The sequence below is a fragment of the Thermaerobacter sp. PB12/4term genome (assembly GCF_003403315.2).
Classification (GTDB): Bacteria; Bacillota; Sulfobacillia; order Thermaerobacterales; family Thermaerobacteraceae; genus Thermaerobacter.
Genome location: NZ_CP048407.1, coordinates 987,584 through 1,005,913, shown reverse-complemented (window position 1 = coordinate 1,005,913; position 18,330 = coordinate 987,584). Strand labels below are relative to the sequence as shown.

The following is an 18,330-nucleotide window of genomic DNA, read 5'->3' as shown; positions in this document are numbered from 1 at the left end:
GGCCCGGGAGTGGTGTACACCGCCCTGCCGCCCGCGGGCGCAAGGCGCGCCGGCGGCACGGTTCCGGGTCCGTGATGGGGTGGATTTCGCCGCGCTGGACGAGGTTCCTCCCCAAAAAATGGTCAAACTGGTCAAGCCGGGTTCCCCTGCCGCCGAGCCACCTTCTCGGTGATGAGGCGTACGAAGTCTTCCAGGGACTGGCTGCCCAGATCACCCCGGTCCCGGCTGCGCACGGCGACCTGGCCCTCCTGGGCCTCCCGATCGCCGACCACCAGCATGTAGGGCACCTTTTCCACCTGGGCCTGGCGGATCTTGTACCCGAGCTTCTCGTCCCGGGCATCGACCTCGACCCGCAGGCCCGCCGCCCGCAGCCGTTCTTCCACCCGGCGCGCGTAGTCGTGGTGCCGGTCGCTGACGGGCAGCACCCGGACCTGCACCGGGGCGAGCCAGACGGGGAAGGCGCCGGCATAGTGCTCGATCAGGATGCCGATGAACCGCTCCAGGGAGCCCATGATGGCCCGGTGGATCATCACCGGCCGCTGCTCCTGGCCCGCGGCGTCCACGTAGGTCAGTTCGAACCGGATCGGCATCTGGAAGTCCAGCTGCACCGTGGCCGTCTGCCACTTCCGCCCCAGGGAGTCGATGACGTAGAAGTCCAGCTTGGGCCCGTAGAAGGCGCCGTCGCCGGGCGCCAGGGTGTAGTCCCGGCCCGCCGCCTCCAGGGCCCGCGCCAGGGCCGCCTCCGCCCGCTCCCACAAGGCCGGATCGCCCATGAACTTCTCCGGCCGCGTGGCCAGCTTGATCTCGTAGGGCATGCCGAAGGTGCCGTAGATGGTGTCCACCAGCTCCAGGACGCGGCCGATCTCCTCTTCGATCTGGTCCTCCCGGACGAACAGGTGGGCGTCGTCCTGCTCAAAGCCCCGCACCCGCAAGAGGCCGTGCAGCGTGCCGGAGCGCTCGAAGCGGGCCAGCCGGCCGTATTCCGCCAGGCGGAGGGGCAGGTCGCGGTAGGAGCGGATCCGGCTGCGGTAGAGCAGGCAGTGCCCCGGGCAGTTCATCGGCTTGACGCCGAACAGGGCATCCTCCCGCTCGATCAGGAACATGTTGTCGCGATAGTGCTCCCAGTGGCCGGAGCGATGCCACAGGTCAACCTTTAAGATCTCGGGGGTGCGGACCTCCTGGTAGCCGTAGCGCGCCTGCAGCTCCCGGGAGAACTGTTCCAGGAGCCCGTACACCGTGGCCCCCTTGGGATGCCAGAAGGCATACCCCGGCGCCACCTCCTCGAAGTGGAACAGGTCGAGCTCGGGGCCCAGCTTGCGGTGGTCGCGGCGCCTGGCCTCCTCCAGCCGCTGGAGGTGCTCCTCCAACTCCCGGGCGGAGGGGAAGGCGGTGCCGTAGATGCGGGTCAGCATGGGTCCCTTCTCGTCGCCCTTCCAGTAGGCGCCCGCCACGCCGGTGAGCTTGAAGGCCTTGATCCGCCCCGTGGACGGCAGGTGAGGCCCCCGGCAGAGGTCGACGAACTCCCCCTGCTCGTAGACCGTCAGCGGCTCGTCCTCGGGGATGGCCTCGATGATCTCGACCTTGTACCGCTCCCCCCGCTGCCGGAAGAGATCCAGGGCCTCCTGCCGGCTGACCGGCCGCCGGCGGATGGGCAGGTCTTCCTGCACGATCCGGGCCATTTCCCGCTCGATGGCTTCCAGATCGTCGGTGGAAAGGGGCCGGGGGGTCTGAATGTCGTAGAAGAACCCGTCCTCCAGCGGCGGCCCCACGGCCAGCTGGGCTTCCGGCCAGAGGCGCTTCACCGCCTGGGCCATCAGGTGGGCCGTGCTGTGGCGGTAGACCTCCCGCCCCGCCTCGTCGGCGAAGGTGAGAATCTCCAGCCGGCCGTCCTCTTCGAGGGGCCGGTTCAGGTCGATGACCTGCCCGTTCCAGCGGGCCGCCACCGCGTCCCGGGCCAGGCGCGGGCCGATCTGCTGGGCCACCTCCAGGGGCGTGATGCCCCGGGGCAGTTCCCGGCGGCTGCCGCCGGGCAGCTCCACCACGATCATGGCGCCAGTCTCCCTGCGCGCCGGTTCGTCCAACGTCCCTCACCGTCCTTCTAGGGATCTGAAGCGGGCAAAAGAAAGGGGCCCCGTCCCAAAGGGACGAGGCCCGCCGGCCTCGCGGTTCCACCCTTTTTGGTGCCACCGGGGATGGGAACCCGCCCCAACTACCGCATGGCACCCGCTTTCTGCCCGGTAACGGGGGCCACCGGCCGGTCCTCGGTGCTGCAGGGAGGCTCTTGCAGCCTCCGCGGGCCGCGGCCCCGGTCGCCGCCGCGCCGGCGGCAGCTGCCCGCCCGCTCCCGGCCCCCGGCGGGGGTGCCGCTGTTCCGGGGCGGCGCCGCCGCCGGCCGGTCGAACCCGGCCGCCGGGCCCTGCGCTCGCACCTGGGACCGGCAACTCCGGGGTGGTAACCGGCGGTGGCCTTCCGGGGCAGGCTCCCAGCCCCCCGCCCGCGGTGCCCGGCTGCACTCCACCCCGGGCTGGCCGCGGCGGGGGACCCGCCCTCTCTGGCGGGGCCGCTCCTCCGGTCGTGTCCCCTTCATCGTCGCCGGCGTGCCCGGATCCTCCGGGCACCGGTTTGGCCGAAATTATAGCCAACCCTGGTGCCGGGGCAAAGGGGATCCTGCGCGCAGCCATCGAGCCACCGTCACGGGCCGCCATGCCCCGACGCGGCACGCGGCCGCCCCGGCGGGGTCCGGCCGGCCGCCGCCCCCGCGCCTGCGGCCGGGGTTTCAGGCGACGGTCACCAGGAGCGCCTGGAACAGGCCGACCAGGAATCCCAGCACCGCCCCCGACCACTCGACGAAGCGCAATTCCTTCCCGGCCAGCCGCAGGACCAGATCTTCAACGCCTGCCGGGTCGAGGGCCAGCAGCTTCCGTTCCACCACCGGACCCAGGCGCAGGCCCTCGCCCGCGGCGGCCCAGAGGCCCTCGGCCAGCTCGGGAAAGCGGCGCGCCACCTCGTAGCGCGCCTCCTGGGCGATGCGATCGGCCAGCTGCAGGGACCAGGCGCGAGGAACCAGCGCCGGCAGGCGGGCCAGCACCGCCTCCCGCACCATCCGGGCCACCGCGTCGGCCGCCGCCCGGTCCAGGGGCAGCCGGCGCAGGTGTTCCCGCACGTCGGCCGCCGTCAGCAGGTCCCGTTCCACCGCCTCGGCCAGGGCGCGGGCCAGGTCGGCCTGGCGGCGTGGCAAAAGGCCCTGCAAGGTCCATCCCACCCCCGGCACCCGCCAGGGCCGGATGGGCCGGAACAGGGCCCAGATGGCCACCCGGTTGGTGGCCCAACCGATGAGCCCGCCCGTCAGGGGCAGGGTGAACCACGCCGTGTCCACGGGCGTCCCTCCCGGCCGCCACTATACCACGGCCGCGGGAACGCCGGGCGCCTCCCCACCTGCGGGCCGGCGGTGGCTTGCCGGCGCCGGCACGGCAGGGTCACCGGGCCGACGGGGCCGGAGCCGCCGGGCGCCGCTGGCGCGAGCGGCAGCGGGTGCAGCCCGTGCAGACCTCCACGCGGTTGCCGAAGACCTGCTCCAGCATGTCCCGGGTGTCACCGCCCAGCCCCTGGTTGCGGCGGCGCAGGTGCACCACGAACCGGCGGGCGGCCACCGTCACCAGGGCGCTGACCAGGGCGTCGCCGGGATCCGGCGCCAGCCCCTCCCCCGGGCCGGCCACCCAGGCCTCTCCCGGCGGCAGGGACACGGCCCGCCCCTGCTCGTCGGTCATGGTGAAGGCGCCCGACGGTTCCACCACCACATGGACCACGTCCAGCCGCGGCACCTGCAGGTCGACGAACTGCCGCAGCAGCCGCACGAAGTCCCGGTACTCCCGGTCCAGCAGGTACTCGTCCACCGCCCGGTCCACGGCCAGCTCCAGGGCCTCCACGTAGTCCCGGCACCGGAACCGCAGAAACCCGTCGACCAGGAGCAAGCCGGCGCCCTCCACGTACGCGGCCACCTGGCGGCTCAACTGGTAGCGGAGCTGCCCGTCCCGGGCCGGCGCGGCGGCCAGGTGCCGGCGGGCGTAGGCCAGGGCCTGGTGCCGCGCGTCGGGGGCCAGATGGGCGTAGCGGCGGGTGACCAGCCGCTGCATCAGGTGCCAGCGGTGCTCGTCGTGGATGAAGGCCACGATGGCCCGCACCACCCGGGCGCGCCAGTCGCGGAACAGGGGATCGGCCTCCGACGCGGGCACCGACTCGCCCCTTCCGGCGGGGCCGGCACCGGTACCTGCGGGCGGCGTGGTCACCCATTCCGCCGCGGCCACCCCGTTCGGGTCGCCGCCGGGCCGGCTCGGGGCCCCGGCGGCGCCGTTCCCGCCCCCCGCGCCGGCAGGGCGGGTGCCGGGCGCCCCGGACTCCGCGCCTGCCCCGGGCCGCCCGGCTTCCCCTGAGCCGCCGCTGGTTCCGCCCGGGCGGCCTCCAGGGGTGCCGGCGCCCCCGACCCCGGCGGTGCCGGGATGCGCTGCCTGGGCCGGCGTGGAGCGCAGGGAGGAACCGGCCGGTCCCGGGGCGGCGCCGCGCCGCCGGGACGGCGCACCGCGGGCGGCCGCGCCGGCGGCCGCGCCCAGGGCCCCCGAAATCCACCCCGGCCCTCCCAAGAACAGGCCGCTGAAGTCGTACCGCAGCTCCGCGGCCATCCGGCTCCAGGGTACGGCCGGACCCGGGGAACCCGGCCGCGCGCCTCCGGCGCTGCCGGGTTCCTCCCCGGACCCGGCAGCGCCGCCGGGACCCCCGCCCGGGACCGCCGCCGGGTCGGCCGGGGTCCGGCTGCCGCCCCGCAACGGCCCGTTCCGGCGCCGTCCCGGGAAGGCGGGGCCCTGGACGGCCAGGAAGAACCAGTTGCCGCACTGGTATTCGCTCAGCTGGGGCGGCTCGAGCCCGCAGGCCGCCGCCAGGGGGGTCAAGGCGGCCACCTCCTGCTCCAGCCGCTGGCGCAAGGAATCCGGCGGTTGGGCGGTGCCGATGACCAGTAGGTCGGACATTCCCATCGCTCCCTTCCCCGCCGCCTTCCCCCGTAGTGTGAGCACGGGGGCGGGGGGTCAACCGCCAGGCCCCATGTCACCGATATGGCCGGGCGAGGGAGGACATGCCGGGGCAGCGTGGGCGGCCGCGCGGTGAAGCGGCGGTGCGGCGGCGATCAAGGCACCCATGTCCGGCCTGCCAGCAGCGGGCCCAGGGCGATCACCTGAACGGTCACTCGAACGGCCACCTGAACGACCGGATTAACGACCGCTGGCGCGAACGGCCGCCGCAAAAGCAGAAGACCCGGCCGCCGGGTGGGGCCGGGTTCCGATACCAGCTCCGGGCCAGGGTGAAGGGCGGAACCCGCTAGCGGAGCCCAAGGCGCAGGGCGAAGGCGAGACAGGGGGCGAAAGCGGGGGCCGGCGCGGCACCGCGTCCGGCACTCTCGAGGTCGGCCCGGTGGCCACGGTCAGGAGGTGGCGGCGTCACGGTCCCCGGTGGCGGCACCGTCCCGGCTGGTCGGGCCGCCTTCAGCCGGCCTCGCAGCGCCAGCCGGATCACCGCCCAGAGCGGCCCGGACGGCGGGATCCGTCGCCTCCCAAACCTGGGGCGCCCGGGCGCGGATGGCCTCCCCCACCGCCCGCCGCTGGGCGTCCGAAAGCCCCTCCAGGTCGATCACCCCTTTAAGGGCCCGGGACATGTCGTTGACGTGACGTGCCAGGTGCTTGTACCCCGCCATGGCCTGCCGGTCGATCCACATAGGACTGGCCACGGCGCCCCGCACCCCGCGCCCGCCGGCGCCGCCCTGGGCGATCCAGACCACCCAGTACTGGCGGGCCCCGGGCACCTGGGCCGGATCGTCCACCCAGCGTACCCCCTGCTCGACCGGCGATTTGGCGTGCAGGGCACCCGGCGACACGGTGGCCCGGTCGCCGTCCACCAGGATGGCGGCCAGGCCCCCTAGATGGCTGTGGGGCCCCGACCGGGTTCCTACCAGTTGCAGCCGCACGGCCCCGCCGCCCCCACCGGCGCTGCCCCCACCGCCGGACGCACCGCCGGATGAAGGCGCCGGACTGCCCTGGCCGCCCGGGGAACGCACTGGCGGAAGCGTTTCGCCTGAGGGTACCACGCGCCATCCCTCCATGGGTCGAGGCCGGGTCAAGGCCCGCTCCGGGTGAAGGCTCGCTTCCAGGGCGTCAAGGCCCGCCCGCGGCGGCTCCGCCCGTGCTCCGCCCGGTTTCCGGACGAACCTGCCCGCAGCGCCCGCCGGGCACACCCCCGGCGGGCATGCCGGCGGGACCGGCCGGTCGGGCGCGCGGGACGGGCCGGGAATACCGACCGCGCCCTCAACTGTCCCGGGTCGGCCGGCGGGCGGGCATCTCCTCCAGGCGGACGGGCACGCGGAACAACTCGGCGCCGCGCAGCACCGTCACCTCCAGCTGGTCGCCGGGCCGGCGGCCCACCAGCCGCTTGCGCACGTCGCCGATGGTGTCCACATGTTCCCCCTGCACCGCCACGATCATGTCGAAGACCTGCAGGCCGGCCTTCTCCGCCGGACTGGAGGGCATCACCCGGGTGATGACGATGCCCCGGTCGGCCGGCAGTTCGAAGGTGCGCACCCAGTTGTCGTCGATCACCTCGGCGTACCCCTGGATACCCAGCCACAGGTGCCGCACGGCCCCTTCCTGCAGGATCTGGCCGGCAATGGCCTCCACCAGGTGGACCGGCACGGCAAACCCCAGGCCATGGGCGTCCAGCTTGACCGTGGTGAGCCCGATGACCCGGCCGTCCAGCAGGGCCAGGGGCCCACCCGAGTTGCCCGGGTTGATGGGCGCGTCCGTCTGGATCAGCCCGTCCAGCGGCGTACCCTGCGGGGTAGGCAGCGACCGGTCCACCGCGGAAATGATCCCCATGGTCACCGTGGTGCCCAGGCCGAAGGGGTTGCCCACGGCGATCACCGCCTGACCGGGCTTCAGGCCGCGCGAATCGCCCAGCGTCGCTGCCGGCAGCGGGCCGCTGGCGATCTCCACCACGGCCACGTCGTACACGCGGTCGCGGCCGGCCACCGTCCCGGTGACCCGCTTGCCCGACGGCAGGAGGACCATGACCTCCGCCGCGCGGCCGACCACGTGGGCATTGGTCAGGATCAGGCTGCGGCCCGGCTCGGAGCGCCAGATCACGCCGGAACCCACGGCGTCGATGAGGCGCCGCCCGCCGCGCCGGTGCTGCCGCGCGATCTGCACCACCGACGGGCTCACGGCCTCCACCGCGCGGGTGATCCACTGGGACAAGGGGTCCATCCAGGGCTCGGTCACTCCGAAGCCTCCTCTCTCCCTTGAGGAAGGCCGGGAGCGCGGGCCACCGGCCCACGCTCCCGGCCGGCGAGCGCGCCCCGCGCGGGCGCGGGGCGCGCCGTGGCGCCGCACGCCATGGAGGCGCCTTTCGCCTCCGCGGCATGCGGATCCTTCGCAGGATGACTTTGACTATCACTGACGTTCGTTTTCATTCTACGCCTCCGGCTCCCGGACGGTCAATGAACCGCCGCCGGCAGGGAACCGGTAGCGGAAGGGGGCCGCCGGGAACAAAAACGGGCACCGGCCCTGCTCTCCGGTGCCCGTCGTGGGCGGTAGTGGACTCGAACCACTGACCCCGTCGACGTCAACGACGTGCTCTACCAACTGAGCTAACCGCCCGCTCAACCCCTGCGCTGCAGGACGGATTATAGGAGCCGCGCGGCAGGCCTGTCAACCCGGCCTTCTGCCGGCCCCGGCTCCCTCCCGGGACCCGGGAGCATCCGGGGAGCCACTTCCCTCGCCGCTCTTGCAGCTGCAGGTCCGCTGCAGGTCCTGATGGGGAGGTCGACCCGGACCTCCCGCCGGCGATCCTCCGCCGGTGACCGTTCCGCCGAAGGACCGCTCCTGAGGCCGCGGCCGGATTCGAACCGGCGAGTAAGGGCTTTGCAGGCCCCTGCCTTACCACTTGGCTACGCGGCCTTGCTTCGCCGACGCGACCTTGCTTTCACGGCGCGGCCTTTCGCGTCGGCGGCCCTTGGCCGACCGGAGCTTGGGCGTTGCCGCCGCCCGCCCGTATGCCTGGAAGCCCGCGGGCCGGGCGGATTGATCCGCCCTCCGATTATACCCTGCCGGGTGTGCCCTGCAAAGCCGGCCTGGACAGCAGGATGGAGCAGCACGCCCTGAAAAGGGGCGAAACGCTCCCTGCAGTGCCCTGCGCCGCCACCGGGGCACCGCAACGCCGCCCCAGGGCGCCACAAAAGGAACCGGGACAGGTCCCAGCCGCACCTGTCCCGGAGGCGGAGCCATGAGCGGGAGACGGGATTCGAACCCGCGGCCTTCTGCATGGCAAGCAGACGCTCTACCCCTGAGCTACTCCCGCATGAGACCACATGGCAGGGCCTGTGCTGCCGGAGCCGGCCCGGAGCACCGGGACTCGCCCGGTGCCGGGTTCGTGCCGGGCCGTCCTGGCCGGGCGGCCCTGCGGCGTTCATTTTAGCAACCCCTCCGCACCCTGTCCACACCACCCGTTGCCAGCCGCGCGGCCCGGCCCGGCAGCCGCCGCCCGCAGCGTGGGGCCGCTACCCCACCGCCGGCCTGCCGCTCCCGGGGTCGCGTAGCCCCGCCTTGCCAGCCCCGGCCCCAACGTCCCTCTACCGCGGCAGGTTCCGGAGCGGCAGGCATCCTTCCCTTCGGGTGCGAAAAACAAAAAACGGGTTCTGGCACGAAAGGACGGTGGAGCTTCGGTGGCCGTGAGTTCTCGCTACAACCCCACCTGGGATCTGGAAACCTTCTTCCCCGGTGACAGCGCATCGCCGCAGTTTGAATCCTTCCTGGCTTCCCTGGCCCAGGACCTGGACCGCCTCCGGCAGGAGGTGCGCCGGCTCGACCCCGGCGCTCCGGCGGCGCACTGGGAAAGCCTGGTCAACGGCCTGCAGGACGCCGGCGCGCGGCTGGGGCAGGCGGGCGCCTTCACCTACTGCCTGGTCTCCCAGGACACCACCGACGAGCGGGCGCGGCTGTTGCTCACCCGCGTGGGCGAGCTGCGCGCCACCTACAACAACCTGTGGACCGACCTGGACCGGCACCTGCTGGCGGTGTCCGATCCCGCCTGGCGGGCCCTCCTGGAGCACCCCGGCCTGCGGGAAGTGGCCTTCGCCCTGAACGAACGCCGCCGCCGGGCCCGGGAGCGCATGGACCCCGAGCTGGAATCCCTGGCCGGCTCGCTGGCGGTCGACGGCTATCATGCCTGGGGAGACCTCTACGAGCTGGTGGCCGGCCGTATCCGGGTTCCCGTGCAGGAAGGGGATCGCACCGTCCACCTCTCCGTCGGTCAGGCGGCCAATCGCCTGGAGGATCCCGACCGGGCCGTCCGCGCGGCCGTGTTCGACCGCTGGGAGGCGGCCTGGGGCCAGGAGGCCGAGGTCATCGCCGCCGCCCTCAACCACCTGGCCGGGTTCCGCTGGCAGTGGTACCGGCGCCGCGGCTGGAATGACATCCTCAAGGAACCCCTGGACGAGAACCGCATGCAGCGCGCCACCCTGGAAGCCATGTGGGATGCCGTCGCCCGCAAGCGCGGCGCCCTGCTGGAGTACTTCCGCTGGAAGGCCGAACGGCTTGGAGTCCAGCGGCTTGCCTGGTTCGACGCCCATGTTCCCGTCTACCAGGCCCAGGGCAAGGTGACGTACGACGAGGCTGCGGACTTCGTCATCGAGCAGTTTGCCCGCTTCAGCGACGAGCTGGCGGGGCTGGCCCGGCGCGCCTTCAGTGAGCGCTGGATCGAAGCCGAAGACCGCCCCAACAAGCGGGCCGGCGGGTTCTGCACCGGCTTCCCGCTGAGCCGCCAGTCCCGGATCTTCATGACCTTCGGCGGAACGGCGTCCAACGTGGGCACCCTGGCCCACGAGCTGGGACACGCCTACCATCAGTGGTTGATGGACGACCTGCCCGTGCTGGTCCGGGACTACCCCATGAGCCTGGCCGAAACGGCCTCCACCTTCGCGGAGCGGGTGGTCACCGACGCCGCCATCCGGCATGCGCCCGACACGGACACGCGCCTGGCCTTCCTGGAGCAGCAGGTGCTGGACGGGGTCTCCTTCTGCATGAACATCCACGCCCGCTTCCTGTTCGAGACGGCCTTCTACGAGGCGCGCCGCCAGGGTCCCCTGAGCGTGGCCGACCTCAACGGCCTGATGGAAGACGCGCAGCGCCGTGCCTACCACGACAGCCTGGACCGGTACCACCCGTACTTCTGGGCGTCCAAGCTGCACTTCTACGCCACCGACGCGCCGTTTTACAACTTCCCCTACACCTTCGGCTTCCTCTTCAGCTCCGGCCTGTACGCCCGGGCCCGGGCCGAAGGACCGTCGTTCGCCCGCCGCTATGCCGCCCTGCTGCAAGACACCGGCCGCATGACGGTGGAAGACCTGGCCCGCCGGCACCTGGGCGTCGACCTGACCCGGCCTGCCTTCTGGGAAGAGGCCCTGGACACCGCCCTGGCGCCCCTGGACGAATTCCTGCAGCTGGCGAGGGCGGCGGGCAGCGGCAAGTAACCCCGAGCCCCAGGCCCGGCAGGCGATGCCGCCCCCGGGGACGAACCGACAAGGGGGTGGAGGCCCGGCCAGCGGGCGCTCCACCCCCGTCTTTTACGACCGCCGCCGCGGCTCGAAGGTCTTGCAGCAGGTGTCCGTGGCCTGGCGAGCCGGCGTTCCACCAACCCGGCTCGACAGCTCCTGGATTTCGGCCGCGTCGATCCGGTTGGGGAACCGGTCGCTGACCCAGTCGTGGGTGATGAGGATCTGCTCGGCGTCGCAGTAGTTCCCCTCCCGCCAGTAGTGGCAGTCGGCCACCGTGCACCGCACCCCGACGAGCACCGCGCTCCCCTCCTTGATTGCCCGGGCGGCGCCTTGAAACCCCTCGACCGGCGCCTTACCTGCGCCCCCAGGCCCCCAGGCGCCCAGGCGCCTGCCCGCGTTCCACTGGAAGAGCATGGCCCGGTCGGGCGATTCTTATCCAGGCGCCGCCTCCGCCATGGCGACGGGGACCCGCCCGGTGAACGGCACCGTGGCGGCCGGCCCCCAGGGACAGCCGCTGACCACGGTGCCGGGACGGGCTGGCGGGGCCCATGGCCACCCCCAGGGCAGGCGCTTTTTGCACCGCCAACAGAAAACCCGCGAGGCCTTGCGCCTCGCGGGTTCCTTGGCTGTGGCCCAGGGCGGAATCGAACCGCCGACACGGGGATTTTCAGTCCCCTGCTCTACCTACTGAGCTACCGGGCCCCACGTCCCTTTTTCCGGTCGCGCTTCGCGGTCGCGCTTCACCGTCGCGTTTCGCGTTGCCCGCGCTGCAAACGCCGGCCGGGTTCCCGGCTCTCCTTCCGGCCCGGCTCCCTGCATTACGACCGCCGCCGCGACCGACCCCTACTATACTGCAACCCCAACCGTCGCTGCAAGACAACAACTGGAGCAGGCCGGTGTGGGCGAACCAGGAATCGAACCTGGGACCCCTCGCTTGTAAGGCGAGTGCTCTACCGCTGAGCTATTCGCCCATCAACCCGCGACGGCAGCGCCCGAGCACGGGCCGCTGCCGAACCCGATCGCCGGAGCCGTTCCCCCGGGGCGGTTCTCCGTCCAGGGTCAGCCGCACCAGGTCGACCCGCCGCCGCCACCCGGCCAGGCGGCCCAGCGGGTGCGGGCCGGCCGGCGGGGCCGCCGCCCAGTATACCACCCGCAACCCGCGGGGGTAAAGGCGCCCGCGGCCCCCGGGCGGCCGGGTGCCGTGGGTTTCAGGCCGGCGGCCACAGCTTCAATCCCGTTTCCCCGTCGGGCGCCCGCTCCAGGACCGGCCCGTCCAGCACCCAGATGGCGTACTCGCAGGCGAAGACCTGCGTCCCCTCCAGCACATGCCCGCCCCACGCCCGCCCCTGGCCGTCGCCCAGGGTAAGGTGCAGGTGGACGAAAGGCTCCGTTTCGCCGCGCAGCCGGCTGATGTTTCCGGTGCCGGCCAGGATCTCGGCCGGTTCGTCCAGCTGGAAGTCGAGATAGCGCTGCTCCGCCTGGTCGTAAAAGGCCAGGCGTGCCCGCTCCACCGCGCCCAGCAGCTGGACCCAGCCCGTGACGATCTGGTGCTGGCGGGCCACGGCGGCCAGGGCCGCCAGGATGTCGTCACCCCGGCGCAGCCGTCCCACGATGACCCGGTTCAGGTTGAATTCCGGCAACGGCCGTCCTCCTCTCCCCCGCAGCGCCACCGCCAGCCCCGCCGGCATGCCTTGCGCCGACCCGCAGGCGGGCCGTCAGGCCAGGCCGCGGGCCGGGCCGCCGGCGGCCGGTTCGTCCCGGTGGGCACGGTGGGCTTCCCGGGCAAGGCGATGGCCGCGGTACAGCATCCAGACGCCGATGAGGTTGGCTACCGGCAGCACCGCCGGCACCCCGAACCGGGTGAGGGCGCCGCCCGATGAGAGAACCAGGGTCCCGGCCAGCAGCCACAGGGCGTAGGGATGCCGCGCCCGCCACCAGGAGGCGGCCGCGCCGCCCAGGAGCAGCAGCGCGCCGGGGACGGTCAACAGGGGCGAGTAGGCGCGGACGCCGGGATCCGCCCACCCCTCGCCGCCCACGGGCCCGCCGTCCGACAGGGCCGCCAGGTCGACCGGGGTACGGGCCGCTGCCACCAGCATGGCCATGCCGATGACGGCCAGCACCGCCAAGATGGCATGGGCCCACGCCCGGCGGAAGACCAGATAGGCAGTCCCCGCCCCGAAGGCCGCCACCAGCCAGGCCGCCGCCACGTACCACAGGCGATACAGCCAGGGGCTCCAGCCCGCGAGGGAGGCGACGGCGTCGGCCAGGGCACTGGCCGCGAAGAGCACCAGGGCGACGAACCAGCACAGGGAACTGGGCGCGCGCCGCCGCAAGAAGCTGCGCCCGACCTCCCCAGCGAAAACCAGCGCCAGGAGGCCGCCGGCGGCGTGAAGGCCCGCCGTCAAGCAGGTCACGGTGGCCCTCCTATCCCGGCCCGCTGCGTCACACCGCCTCGACGTCGGTGACGCCCGGAACCCGCTCGCGCAGGATGCGCTCGATGCCTGCCTTCAGCGTCATGATGGACATGGGGCAGCCGACGCAGGCACCGATGAGGCGCACGCGCACCACACCGTTCTCGTCCACGTCCACCAGCTCGATGTCCCCACCGTCCATCTGGATGGCGGGGCGGATGGATTCCAGCGCCTGTTCCACCTGCTCGCGCATGATCGGGCCCTCCCATCGGCCCGCGCCGCGCGGCGCGGGCGGTCCACTCCCGGGGAGCGGTGATGCACCGTCACCTCGGGCCCGGCAAGCGGGCGCCGCCGGTGGCGGGTTGCCGGCCGAGGCGATTCCCGTCACGGCCTCGGCCTTCATGGCCTCGACCTCATTATAGAAGACCGGGCGAGCCGCGGCCATGGCGGGTGACCCGTGCCACGCCTTGCCAGGTTGCCCGGCACCGGCAGGCCGGCACACTACAGTTGGACCCGCCCGGTCGAACCCCGCCCGGGCGGGGTCGGGGGGGACCAACCATGGCAAGACGCCGCTTGATGTCGGAAGCCCTGCGGGAAGAGCTGGCCCGCGAGCTGGGTGTGTTCGAGCTGGCCGCCCGCCACGGCTGGGGTGCCGTGCCGGCTCGCGAGTGCGGCCGCCTGGTTCAGCAGGCGGTTCTGCGAGCGGAGACCCTGCTGGCCCAGCAGGAGGGGCGCTCGGACGCGCCGGTGATCCGGCAGCAGGGGGCCGGCCTGGCTCCGCACGCCCTATCACCGCAGGTCCCGCCGTTCGTCCAGAACCCGTCGCCCTGGCCCGGGCCGTGGCCCGGGCACGCCGCGGCCGCAGCACGCCCCTGGCCCGCCCACACCGGGCCCGCCCAGCCCTCCGGCCCAGGGGGCCAGTCACCGGCACCGCAACCGGCCATCGCCCCCTTGCCTGCACCCGGGTTCCTGGGTCCCCGGACAGCCGCCGGGGCACCGGCGGGGTTGGGGACGAACCCGGCCGCGGCGGGCGGTCCCCCGGCCGCCGGGCACCCGGCACCTCCTCAGCCCTGGCGGGCCAGGCAGCCCGGACCCGTGGTTCCCGCCGCAGCCGTCGTGACAACTGCGGCGGCGGCCCGGGGCGGCGGGCCCTGGCCGGTCTAGGAGGTGACCAGGGCGGGATCGTTACGGGGGACCGGGCTCGCCACCAGCCGCCGGTCCCCCGGCCTGATGCCCGGGCCTTCTTTCGACGCGGCAGCCCTCTTGGTGGTCCCATGGCCGGCACGGTGGCCACCGGCGCCCCGCCGGCGGCCCCGGATCCCCCGGAGATCCGGCAGGGCCCACACCTGTGCATTCCGGGAACCCCTCCGTTCCCGCCGCCGCTCCCGCCGCCGCGGCTGGCGCCGGCGCAGCCCCGCCGCCGCACCACGGTCCCGTCCCGTCCATGCCGCCCCCTCGCCGTCTATCCCTGCCCGCGGGCGCGTATGGTAAGGCGGGTGGGCGGGAGGTCGTTACAGCTTGGGTCAACCGGATCTGGTGCTTCTAGCGATCCTCGGCCTGGGCGCCCTGGGCCGCAACCCGCTGGTGACCGCGGCCGCAGGGATCCTGCTGCTGCTGCGCCTGCTCGGCCTGGCCTCGCTCCTTCCGTCTCTGGAGCAACACGCCATGTCCCTGGGGCTCATCCTGCTCATCGTGGCGGTGCTCATTCCCTTTGCCGACGGGCAGGTGACCCTGCAGCAAACGGTCCAGTCCTTCACCCGCGGCGGGCTGGCGGGCTATGCGGGGCTTGTGGCGGGATTCGTCGCCGCCGTGCTGGGCGCCCGGGGCATCGTGCTGCTGGAGCAAAACCCCCACGTGATCATCGGCTTGATCTTCGGGACCCTGGTCGGCGTGGCCTTCTTTCAAGGGATTCCCGTGGGCCCCCTGACGGCGGCGGGGTTTGCCGCCGTCCTGATGGAACTCCTGAGCCTCTTGCGGCGCGGCTTTTAGTGCTTGCGGCGGCTCGGCCGAGGGCCCCGGTGCCGCCCCGGCCCCGGGGCCGGGGCGGGCGGGGCCCGACTCTGCCCGTCGCCGGCTGCGGTACAGGGCATATGCCCCGATGGCCACCAGGTAAAGGCCGAACAGCCGCCGCAGGAGGTCTTCGGGCACCCGCGTCCCCAGCTGGGCCCCCGCCCAGGCTCCCACCGCGCTGCCGGCCGTCACCCGCAGGGCCAGGCGCCAGCGCAAGAACCCCTGTCGCCAGTGGACCCAGGCGGCCACCAGGGCCACGGCGGGAAAGGTGGCCAGCACCACGCCCTGGGCCACGGCCTGGGGCACCCCCAGGAGCAGCACCAGGGCCGGAACCAGCACGGATCCGCCGCCGATGAACAGGCCACTGAGGATGCCCGTGGCCACCGCCACCAGAGCGGCCCAGGGAAAGGTCACGCCCGCCTCACCGCCCCTCCGCGCCCTCCCGCGTTGCTCCGGTCCAGGTCCTCCCCGGGGCCCTGGCGATACTGGGCGGGCGCCCGCCGCCGCGGGTGGCCGCGGGTGGCCGCAAGCGGCCCCGCCCGGTTCACCACCCGTCAGCCGAACACCAGCATCCGCAGGCCCAGGAGCAGGAGGAACCAGCCGTACAGGCGCCGCAGCCCCCGGGGCTGGAGCCGCTCCATCCACCGCGCGCCCAGGGCCGCGCCCACCATACCACCGGCGGCCACCTGCCACGCCAGTTGCAAGTCGACCAGCCCCCGCGCCGCATAGACCGCGGCGCTGATGATGGAGGTCAGCCCCACCACCAGGATGGACGTGCCGTGGGCGCGGTGATCCGGCACTCCGAACCAGTAGACCAGGGCCGGAACCAGCAAGGTTCCACCGCCGACCCCCAGCAGGCCGTTCACCCCGCCGGTCAGGACGCCTGCGACGAGGGGCGCCCAGCCTTCCAGGCGGCGCCACGCCGGGCGCCGGGCGTTGTCCTGGTGGTCCACGCAGCTCCCCCTCCCTGCCCGGCCCGCGCCCGTCCCTAGGGTGCCCCCCGCCATCCGGCCGTTACCCGCTGGCCCGGGCAGCCCCATCCGCCCTTCCGCCCTCTCCGGCCCTCCCGGAGCGCCCGCCGGGAATGCCCGTGGCGGCTGCGGCGTGGCGGCGAGCGGCCTCGGGCGCGGCCGCGGGCCCACCGGGAGCGCAAGGTGGCGCGCTGTGGCAAAGTGGAGACGAGGTGGTGAACATGGATCCTGTCCATCCCGTGGGCGGGCAGGCGGGGGCACCGGCGGTAGGCGCGGCCCGCCTGGAGGTCACGGTGCATGGCCTGGTGCAGGGCGTGGGCTACCGGGCCTTTGCCCGGTCCCGTGCCCTGGACCTCGGCTTGCGCGGCTTCGCCCGGAACAACGCCGACGGCACCGTCACCGTGGTGGCGGAGGGAACACCCGAGGCCCTCCAGCGCCTGGTGGAGGCCCTGCGGCAAGGGCCTCCCGCGGGCCGGGTCGACGGCCTGGAAGTGCACTGGTCCGCTCCCCAGGGCCTGGGACCGGGCTTCGGCATCGGCTGAAGCGCTGGCCCCAACCCCCCGCCTCAAGTGGGGCGGCGCCGCCCCGGCCGGCGGGGCGGGGCCATACCAGACGGGGCCGGCACGGGGGCGGGGTGGGGTCATACCGGGCGGCGCCGGCCCGGGGCCGGGGTGGCGTCGCCCGGGGCCGGAGCAGCGGGAAGGTGGCCGCAGGACCCGGCCGCTTCCCGGGAAGGCTAGGGGCAGGAGGTGATCCCGTGCCCCAGCACGAGCGCAGGGACGAACCCACCCGCACCACGCCCCAAGATGGCCTTCCCGGGCAGGGACACCCGGCCGGCGCCCGCCGGCAGGCGGGCCCGGGGAGGACCGGTTCCCCGCAGGGCACCCACAGGCCTGCGGAGGCCCAAACCAACCCGGCCGCCGACGAGGGGCTCAATCCCCTGACCACCGCGGCGGCCGGCCACTGGGGACCCGCCTGGGTCCATGCCGGTGAGGGCGAGGGGGTCGACACCCCGGCGCCTTACAATCCGCTGTCGAACAGCGTGGGGTTCCAGCAGTTTGCGACCCACCCCGAGGAGTTCCGGTCGGCGCCCCAATCGATGCAGAATGACCCGCCGGGGGCCGGCGTGGTGACACCCTCGGTGAAAACCCCGCCTGCTCCGCAGCCGCCCCAAGCCCGCCCTGCCGGAGAAAAAACCGGCCGGGATGCCGCAGGGCGGCCGGAACCGGGCACGCCAGGGTCCTGACGGCGGGGATTCCCTGAGGACGGGGCATGCAAAGAGTATCCGGCCGGCTCCGTGACGGCGGAGCCGGCCCTTGTTTTCTCTCCTCCGGAGCGGCTTCCGCGGCTTCCGGAGCGGCTTCAGCGGCTTGGGGAGGGGCTTCGGGAGCCGCTTAGCCCCCGCCGCCCCCACCGCTGCCTCCGCCCATCCCGCCCCCGCCACCGCCACCGGCGCCACCCCCGCCGCCGGCACCGCCGCCACCGCCGCCGCCGGCACCGCTCAGCATTTGCTGCAGCTGCATGGTGACGGCCTGCCGGATCATCTGCTGGCCCTGGGGGGAGCGGAGGAACTCCTGCACGCCCGTCTGCATCGCCATCTGGCCCTGGGGCGAGCTGGCCACGGTCTTCAACTGCTGGACCAGCTGCTTTTGGCCCTCAGGCGTCAGCAGCACCTGCTGAGCCGCCAGCATCTGGACTTGCTGGGTGATGATCTGCTGAATCTGCGCCTGCATCTCCGGGCTCTGAAGTTCCTGGCGAACGGCATAGCGGACCTCTTCGGGGGACGGCTTGGCCTGGCCCCCACCACCGCCCCCGCCCCCCATGGCGCAGCCGCCGAGCCACAGCCCTCCCGCAATGAGGAGGGCCACCGCCGCGGCCCGGCGCCCGGAGACCGGGAAGCTACCCGGCGGGGGGATGCGGCGCACCAGGACCTGCCCGTCCCCTGACCCGGCTCCGCTCCCTCGACCGGCCGGCCCGCCCCCTCGCCCAGCGTGCCAACCCCGGCGACTGGCCTGCCGGTCCCATGTCCGTCCCGCGCTGCCCGAAGCCGTCGTTGCCCCTGCCCTCACGGCGGGTTCGTCCCCCCTCACCGCGCTGGCCCGGCCGCCTGGGTCCCACCCGGTGTGCATGTGTTGCCGGTGACCAGACTGAACCGGTTCTAACCTTTCTCCGGCGGGGGAAAGTATGCGCCGTGCGCCGTGGGGAAGATTGCCCGCCCCCGGCCTGGCGGGCGGGGAACGCTCGGGAACGGCCTGCTACCTGCCCCAGCGCCGGGGCTGGGGCAGCCGGGCCCCTACATTGCCGGAGCGCCGGCGGCAGCTTGGCGCCGCCACCACCCTGGACCACCTCC

16 protein-coding genes, 5 tRNA genes and 1 pseudogene are annotated in these 18,330 nt (G+C 73.6%); 5 read left to right on the top strand and 17 right to left on the bottom strand.

Annotated features, from left to right (window positions below):
- Positions 1 to 131: 131 nt before the first annotated feature.
- From thrS to DYI95_RS04070, 8 genes are all read right to left on the bottom strand, one after another.
- Positions 132 to 2,048 carry a threonine--tRNA ligase gene (gene thrS, locus DYI95_RS04105; protein WP_116900690.1) on the bottom strand — a complete coding sequence of 639 codons (1,917 nt, stop codon included), beginning with the start codon at positions 2,046 to 2,048 and terminating at the stop codon, positions 132 to 134.
- A gap of 728 nt (positions 2,049 to 2,776) precedes the next feature.
- Entirely contained in the window at positions 2,777 to 3,376 is a 600-nt protein-coding gene (locus DYI95_RS04100) for a DUF445 domain-containing protein (RefSeq protein WP_040826344.1), read from the bottom strand.
- 100 nt (positions 3,377 to 3,476) lie between these two features.
- Positions 3,477 to 5,021 (bottom strand): putative sporulation protein YtxC, encoded by a 1,545-nt coding sequence (ytxC, locus tag DYI95_RS04095; protein WP_116900691.1) that lies wholly within the window; start codon positions 5,019 to 5,021, stop codon positions 3,477 to 3,479.
- 449 nt (positions 5,022 to 5,470) lie between these two features.
- A complete protein-coding gene (locus DYI95_RS04090) occupies positions 5,471 to 6,010 on the bottom strand; it encodes a YwhD family protein (RefSeq protein WP_158556048.1) in 540 nt (179 codons plus the stop codon).
- A 337-nt stretch (positions 6,011 to 6,347) separates the two neighbouring features.
- On the bottom strand, positions 6,348 to 7,316 hold the full coding sequence (locus DYI95_RS04085; protein WP_116900693.1) for a S1C family serine protease: 969 nt from the start codon (positions 7,314 to 7,316) through the stop codon (positions 6,348 to 6,350).
- 305 nt (positions 7,317 to 7,621) lie between these two features.
- Positions 7,622 to 7,694, bottom strand: a tRNA-Val gene (locus tag DYI95_RS04080).
- 228 nt (positions 7,695 to 7,922) lie between these two features.
- A tRNA-Cys gene (locus DYI95_RS04075) sits at positions 7,923 to 7,994 on the bottom strand.
- A 328-nt stretch (positions 7,995 to 8,322) separates the two neighbouring features.
- A tRNA-Gly gene (locus tag DYI95_RS04070) sits at positions 8,323 to 8,394 on the bottom strand.
- Positions 8,395 to 8,758: 364 nt separating this feature from the next.
- On the opposite strand from DYI95_RS04070, the gene DYI95_RS04065 reads away from it, so the two are divergent.
- Positions 8,759 to 10,564 (top strand): M3 family oligoendopeptidase, encoded by a 1,806-nt coding sequence (locus DYI95_RS04065; protein WP_116900694.1) that lies wholly within the window; start codon positions 8,759 to 8,761, stop codon positions 10,562 to 10,564.
- A gap of 93 nt (positions 10,565 to 10,657) precedes the next feature.
- Here the strand turns inward: DYI95_RS04065 and DYI95_RS04060 are convergent, their stop codons facing one another.
- The 6 genes from DYI95_RS04060 to DYI95_RS04035 all read right to left on the bottom strand — a co-directional run bounded on the left by DYI95_RS04060 (position 10,658) and on the right by DYI95_RS04035 (position 13,252).
- On the bottom strand, positions 10,658 to 10,885 hold the full coding sequence (locus tag DYI95_RS04060; RefSeq protein WP_116900695.1) for a DUF1540 domain-containing protein: 228 nt from the start codon (positions 10,883 to 10,885) through the stop codon (positions 10,658 to 10,660).
- A gap of 332 nt (positions 10,886 to 11,217) precedes the next feature.
- Positions 11,218 to 11,290, bottom strand: a tRNA-Phe gene (locus tag DYI95_RS04055).
- A 197-nt stretch (positions 11,291 to 11,487) separates the two neighbouring features.
- A tRNA-Val gene (locus DYI95_RS04050) sits at positions 11,488 to 11,559 on the bottom strand.
- Positions 11,560 to 11,796: 237 nt separating this feature from the next.
- Positions 11,797 to 12,228, bottom strand: a complete 432-nt coding sequence (locus DYI95_RS04045) for a PPC domain-containing DNA-binding protein (RefSeq protein WP_116900697.1) — start codon at positions 12,226 to 12,228, stop codon at positions 11,797 to 11,799.
- Positions 12,229 to 12,303: 75 nt separating this feature from the next.
- A complete protein-coding gene (locus DYI95_RS04040; protein ID WP_116900698.1) occupies positions 12,304 to 13,002 on the bottom strand; it encodes a hypothetical protein in 699 nt (232 codons plus the stop codon).
- Positions 13,003 to 13,030: 28 nt separating this feature from the next.
- Positions 13,031 to 13,252 (bottom strand): NifU family protein, encoded by a 222-nt coding sequence (locus DYI95_RS04035; RefSeq protein WP_006903995.1) that lies wholly within the window; start codon positions 13,250 to 13,252, stop codon positions 13,031 to 13,033.
- 305 nt (positions 13,253 to 13,557) lie between these two features.
- Here DYI95_RS04035 and DYI95_RS12315 point away from each other — a divergent pair, with 305 nt between their 5' ends.
- The gene (locus DYI95_RS12315; protein ID WP_243149857.1) at positions 13,558 to 14,163 is read left to right on the top strand and encodes a hypothetical protein; all 606 of its coding nucleotides are present in this window, start codon (positions 13,558 to 13,560) and stop codon (positions 14,161 to 14,163) included.
- A 354-nt stretch (positions 14,164 to 14,517) separates the two neighbouring features.
- Entirely contained in the window at positions 14,518 to 14,988 is a 471-nt protein-coding gene (locus DYI95_RS04025) for a DUF441 domain-containing protein (RefSeq protein WP_116900700.1), read from the top strand.
- A 57-nt stretch (positions 14,989 to 15,045) separates the two neighbouring features.
- On the opposite strand, the pseudogene DYI95_RS13225 reads toward DYI95_RS04025, so the two are convergent.
- Together DYI95_RS13225 and DYI95_RS04015 are read right to left on the bottom strand one after the other, a co-directional pair.
- Positions 15,046 to 15,393: pseudogene (locus DYI95_RS13225) on the bottom strand (sulfite exporter TauE/SafE family protein); the annotation flags it as partial.
- Positions 15,394 to 15,563: 170 nt separating this feature from the next.
- Entirely contained in the window at positions 15,564 to 15,962 is a 399-nt protein-coding gene (locus DYI95_RS04015) for a sulfite exporter TauE/SafE family protein (RefSeq protein WP_243149856.1), read from the bottom strand.
- Positions 15,963 to 16,201: 239 nt separating this feature from the next.
- Between DYI95_RS04015 and DYI95_RS04010 the strand changes: the two genes are divergently transcribed.
- Positions 16,202 to 16,522, top strand: a complete 321-nt coding sequence (locus DYI95_RS04010; RefSeq protein WP_116900714.1) for an acylphosphatase — start codon at positions 16,202 to 16,204, stop codon at positions 16,520 to 16,522.
- Positions 16,523 to 16,737: 215 nt separating this feature from the next.
- Entirely contained in the window at positions 16,738 to 17,226 is a 489-nt protein-coding gene (locus tag DYI95_RS04005) for a cell division protein FtsI (RefSeq protein WP_203530710.1), read from the top strand.
- Positions 17,227 to 17,374: 148 nt separating this feature from the next.
- Here the strand turns inward: DYI95_RS04005 and DYI95_RS12985 are convergent, their stop codons facing one another.
- Positions 17,375 to 17,905, bottom strand: coding sequence for a hypothetical protein (locus DYI95_RS12985; RefSeq protein ID WP_203530709.1), 531 nt, complete (start codon positions 17,903 to 17,905; stop codon positions 17,375 to 17,377).
- Positions 17,906 to 18,330 lie beyond the last annotated feature (425 nt).